We start from the raw sequence: 5,038 nt of genomic DNA on the forward strand, positions 1-5,038 counted from the left end.
GGGGGGGGGGGGGGGGGGGGGGGGGGGGGGGGGGGGGGGGGGGGGGGGGGGGGACTTCGGATCGATGATCCTCGAACAGCTGCGCACAGCCGGCGTGCAGCAGGCCCACAAGGAGGACCGTATCGAGTTCTCCTCGCTGGTGCCGTGGCCCGGGTACATGATCTGCGCCGAGGGGCGCTACGCAGAGAGCGGTCCGGGCACCGGCCGCACCGACGCCGAGAAGCGGGCCGGCATATTCGTCGGACCCGAGTTCGGCACTGTCTCCCGTCCCGACCTCGTGGAGGCAGCCCGAGAGGCGGCGGACGCCGGTTTCGATGTGCTCATCGCCTGCGCCTTCAACTACGAGGCGCACGCCACCGAGTTCGACAGGCTCGGTCGCATCCCGGTGCTGAAGGCGCGCATGAACGCCGATCTGCACATGGCCGGCGACCTCAAGAACACCGGCAGGGGGAACCTCTTCGTCATATTCGGCGAGCCCGACATCGACATCCTCGACGCTTCGGGAGACGACGACGCCACCACCGGCCAGATCAAGGTCCGCGTGAACGGCGTCGACGTGTTCCACCCGGGAACCGGCGAAGTGCGCAGCGACGGCCCCGAGGGCATCGCCTGCTGGTTCATCGACACCGACTACGACGGGGAGAGCTTCTTCGTGCGACACGCCTACTTCCTCGGCGCCAACGACCCGTACAAGGCGCTCAGGACCACGCTCAAGGCGGAGATCGACGCGGAGGCCTGGCAGAGCCTGCGCAGCGACACCTCGCGGCCGTTCGAGCGCCCCTCCTCGGGCCGGATCGCCGTGAAGGTCATCAACCACTTGGGCGACGAGGTCATGAAGGTCTTCCGGCCGAATGACCTCGGACAGCCCCACGACCCCACGGCGACGCCCGGTGAGGAACCTGCTCTCGCTCGGCAGGACTGAACGATGAGTGTGGTGGCGGTGCGGGCGGGTGTCATCGGGTGCGGGTTCCAGGGACGGTTGCACGTCGATGTGCTCAGCAGGCTGCCTGACGTTGAACTCGTCGCGGTGGCGGACATCGATCCGGATCGAGCCGGGGGGTTGGCGCAGGAGTACGACGTCGCCGGCTCATACACGGACTACCGCAGGATGCTCGACGCCGAGCGCCTCGACCTCGTCACGATCTGCACCATGCCCGTCCACCACGCCGAAATGACTCTCGCGGCCTTCAGCAGCGGTGCGCATGTCCTGTGCGAGAAACCGCTGGCAATGAACGCCGCCGAGGGCGCGGCGATGGTCGGCGCCGCCCGGAAGGCCGGCAGGTTCCTCGCGGTCGGACTCAACATGAGGTTCATGCCGAATTCCACGGCGATCCAGTCGTTCATTCGCGACGGCGGGTTCGGTCGACCCGTCTACACCCGCGTCGTCGCGAACGACGAGATCCCGTGGTGGGGAGAGCACTACCGGCTGGAGGTCTCCGGCGGCGGGGCTCTCGCCGCGTCCGCGGTCCACCTTCTCGACCTGGCGCTCTGGTTCGCGGGCTTCCCCGAGCCGGTATCCGCCTCGGGGAGCATGGCGACGTTGTTCCCCAAGAAGAGAGGATCGACCGCACCGAGCCCGGCAGTGGCGGAGCGCTATGACGCCGAGGACCTGTTCAGCGCCCATGTGCGGTTCGCCGGGGGTTTCTGGCTCACGATCGAAGGCTCGTGGATCGGCAATCAGGAGCCGCGCCCCGGGCCGCAGCCGTGGGACTACGAACTCACCGCCATCGGCGAGCGCGCGCAGGTCTGGTTCGATCCGCTGGCGATACGCGGCGAAGCGCCGGACGGCTCGACGGTCGACCTGCTGCCGTCCGGCACTGAATCGGATGTCTCTTTCCCGCACTCCGTCGAGCGGTTGATCGCAGAGGTCGTCGCCGCCGCACGGGCAGGGCGGGAGCCGTCGGTCACGGGATCCCAGGCGCTGGTTTCCCAACGGATCGTCGACGCGATCTACCTGTCGGCCAGGACAGGCCGCGAGCAGCCGATACCTCCCCTCACTCTCTCGCCGTGAGCCTGGGCCTCGACGGCCCCGCCGTGGCCACCGTCGGGCACCGCTCGATCGGCCCGAGCCGGTGGAATCCGTGCTGCGGTACCATCACCCGATCACGCCCTGACCCGGCGATCGCGAGGGGAGACCGAGTTTGAGTGGCGAATCGACGATCCAACGAACCGGCGGGTGGGACGACGGCCTCGCACCCGACGAGTTCTCGGGGATCGTGTGCCTCGTCACCGGCGCCGCACAGGGCATCGGACTCGCGATCGCCAAAGCGCTCGCCGAACGGGGCGGAAGGGTGGTCCTGGCTGACATCAACGGCTCGAAGGTGGCCGAGACAGCGGAACGACTGCGCGCCGCCGGACTCGAGGTGACCGATCTGGCTCTCGACGTCCGGGACACGGACGCGATCGACGCTGCCTTCACCCGGCTCGAGAGCGGGTGGGGATCCGTTGAGGTCCTGGTGAACAATGCCGGTATCGGCAAGATCGACCAATCCGAGGACCTCCCCGACGAGGACTGGGATCTGCATGTCGACGTGATGCTGTCGGGCACGTTCAAGATGTCGCGCCGGGCCGCCGGACCGATGCTCGAACGCGGCTCGGGGGCGATGGTGAACCTCTGCTCGATCGGCGGCTACGGGGGCCACCCTCAGCGGGCGGCCTACAACGCGGCCAAGGGCGGCATCCGGATCCTGACCGAGGTGCTCGCCACCGAGTGGGCACCGCGGGGGGTGCGCGTCAACGCCATCGCGCCGGCGGTCACGAGGACCGAGATGACGCAGGAGATCCTGGACCGCGCCGAAGGCGAGTTGCGGCTCGACGACTACACGGATCGGACCCCCCTCGGTCGCATCGCCGAGACGGAGGAGCAGGCGGACGTTGTCGCCTTCCTGGCGTCGCGGCGCGCCGCGTACGTAACGGGCCAGATCGTGGCCGTCGACGGCGGCTGGCTGGCGAGCGATGGATTCCTGACGCACGGCGAGGCGCAGGGATGAGTGGGCACAGCGCGGGAGCGGCTGGGGGCGTGGATCGATCCAGCCGGGCTCTTGACAGGCCCTGCGTCGTGATCGCGGGAGGCGAGCCGTCGTTCGCACAGCACGTGGAGTCGGCTCTCGGCATGCCGGCTCTACATCTCGGACCCGATGAGCTGGACTCAAGCGCCGGCGCTCCGGACGGGCAACTGGCTCCAGAGGGTGTTGTCTGGAGTCACCTGGTGCCGGGTCTTGCGCCCCCGACTTCGCAGGATCGCGGTGCGGGGATCTTCGAGGAGGCGGCCTTGCTGGAACGCTCCCTCGGAGCCGCCCGCGCGCTCGGCGACAGGACGCGCATCCCGGTGACGTTCGTGGCGCTGCTGCCGGAGATCGGGCTGTTCGCCGGTGCCCGGGAGAGGCGCTGTGCACTGGCCTCGGCGACGATGCAGTCGCTGATGCGCACCGAGATCCGCTCTTGGAGCGACGCCGGGGATCGGATCGTGGCCGTCACCTACGCCGGCTTGGAAGGTCACGCACCGGACAGCCAGCGCCCCACTGATCAGGTCATCGCGCGCACACCGATGAAAGCACTGGCCACGTTCGCACAACTCGGCGATGTGCTGCGCTTCGTCGGCTCACGGCAGGCGTCCTATGTCACGGGCACGTTCCTGCGCATGGACGGCGGTTGGACGGCGTACAGCTGGCATTACCCGGCGAAGACGATCTAAGAAGCTGCTGATGAAGGTTGGTGTGATCGGGTGCGGATTTCAGGGCAGCCTTCATGTGGAGTGCCTGCAGGCGCTGGAGGATGTCGAGGTCGTCGCGGTCTGCGACACCGATAGGTCTCGCCTGGACGAGGTGAGATCGACCACTCGGAGCGCCAGGGGATACACCGACTATCGCGACCTGCTCGAGCAACACGAACTCGATCTCGTCACGGTGTGCACGATGCCGATCCACCACATGCGCATGACGGTCGACGCTTTCGCCACCGGCGCTCACGTGCTGTGCGAGAAGCCGTTGGCGCTCGACGCCGGCGAAGGCCGGGAAATGCTGCGAGCGGCTGCCGCTGCCGATCGCATGCTCGGCGTCGGGTTCAACATGCGGTTCACGCCGAACGCCCAGATCATCAAGCGCCACATCGAGTCAGGGGTTCTGGGTCGGCCGCTGTACACCCACGCCTGGGCGAAGTCGTCGCAGATCCCCTGGTGGGGCGAGCACTACCGCAAGGAACTCTCGGGCGGCGGGGCGCTGGCCGCCACGGCGGTGCACTTCCTCGACCTGGCCCTGTGGTTCGCTGGATTCCCCAGACCGGTCGCCGCCTCGGCCAGCGCGGCGCAGGTGTTCCCCACCAAACGCGGGCCGACGGCGCCGGACGCCGCCAGCGCCGGTCGCTACAACGTGGATGACCTGCTCGCGGCGCATCTGCGATTCGAGGACGGCTTCTGGATGACACTCCAGGGAAGCTGGGTCGACAACATCCCGTCCCACGCCGACGGCTCGCCGTCGTGGGACTACAGCCTCGATGCGATCGGGGAGAACGCCCAGGCGGTCTTGGATCCCCCCTCGATTCGCGGCGAACGCGAGGGCGAGATCATCGAGCTGCTCCCGCCGGAGACGGTGAGTGACGTGTCCTTCCCGCCGTCGGTTGCAGCTCTCATCGCGGGCACCGTCAACGCCATCCGCGCCGGGCGCGAGGCTCCGGTCACCGGTCAGCAGGCACTGGTCACGCAGGTGATCGTGGACGCGATCTACGAGTCGGCCGCGGCCGGCGCCGAGGTGGCGATCGACCCATCGGAACTCGACTGGGCGGTATAAGGCGTCATCCCGGCGGCGTGAGCGTCATCCCGGCGGTGTGAGTGTCATCCCGGCGGCCTGAGGCGTCAATCCGGCGGTATAAGGCGTCATTCCGGCGCCCTGAGGCGTCATTCCGGCGGCCTGAGGCGTCATCCCGGCGCAGGCCGGGATCCATCGTGTTGGAGAATGGGGGGGGGGGGGGGGGGAGTGAGCCGGCGTCGCCGGTCTTGCTGCGCCTATCGCGGAAGCCGCCCCTGACGCGCTCGGCGGTGGTG

Annotated in this window: 4 protein-coding genes and 1 pseudogene; all 5 read left to right on the forward strand. The window is 68.7% G+C overall.

What is annotated here, in order from left to right:
• The 5 genes and pseudogenes from OXG55_13115 (at position 1) to OXG55_13135 (ending at position 4,784) form a co-directional block, all read left to right on the forward strand.
• Positions 1–847 (forward strand): annotated as a pseudogene (locus tag OXG55_13115) (hypothetical protein).
• Positions 848–925: 78 nt separating this feature from the next.
• Positions 926–2,011, forward strand: a complete 1,086-nt coding sequence (locus OXG55_13120; GenBank protein MCY4104178.1) for a Gfo/Idh/MocA family oxidoreductase — start codon at positions 926–928, stop codon at positions 2,009–2,011.
• A 130-nt stretch (positions 2,012–2,141) separates the two neighbouring features.
• Positions 2,142–2,990, forward strand: coding sequence for an SDR family oxidoreductase (locus OXG55_13125; GenBank protein ID MCY4104179.1), 849 nt, complete (start codon positions 2,142–2,144; stop codon positions 2,988–2,990).
• A 29-nt stretch (positions 2,991–3,019) separates the two neighbouring features.
• Positions 3,020–3,694, forward strand: coding sequence for a hypothetical protein (locus OXG55_13130; protein MCY4104180.1), 675 nt, complete (start codon positions 3,020–3,022; stop codon positions 3,692–3,694).
• Between the two features lie 10 nt (positions 3,695–3,704).
• Positions 3,705–4,784 (forward strand): Gfo/Idh/MocA family oxidoreductase, encoded by a 1,080-nt coding sequence (locus OXG55_13135; protein MCY4104181.1) that lies wholly within the window; start codon positions 3,705–3,707, stop codon positions 4,782–4,784.
• Positions 4,785–5,038: the final 254 nt, after the last annotated feature.

Source organism: bacterium (genome assembly GCA_026708055.1).
GTDB lineage: Bacteria > Actinomycetota > Acidimicrobiia > Acidimicrobiales > CATQHL01 > VXNF01.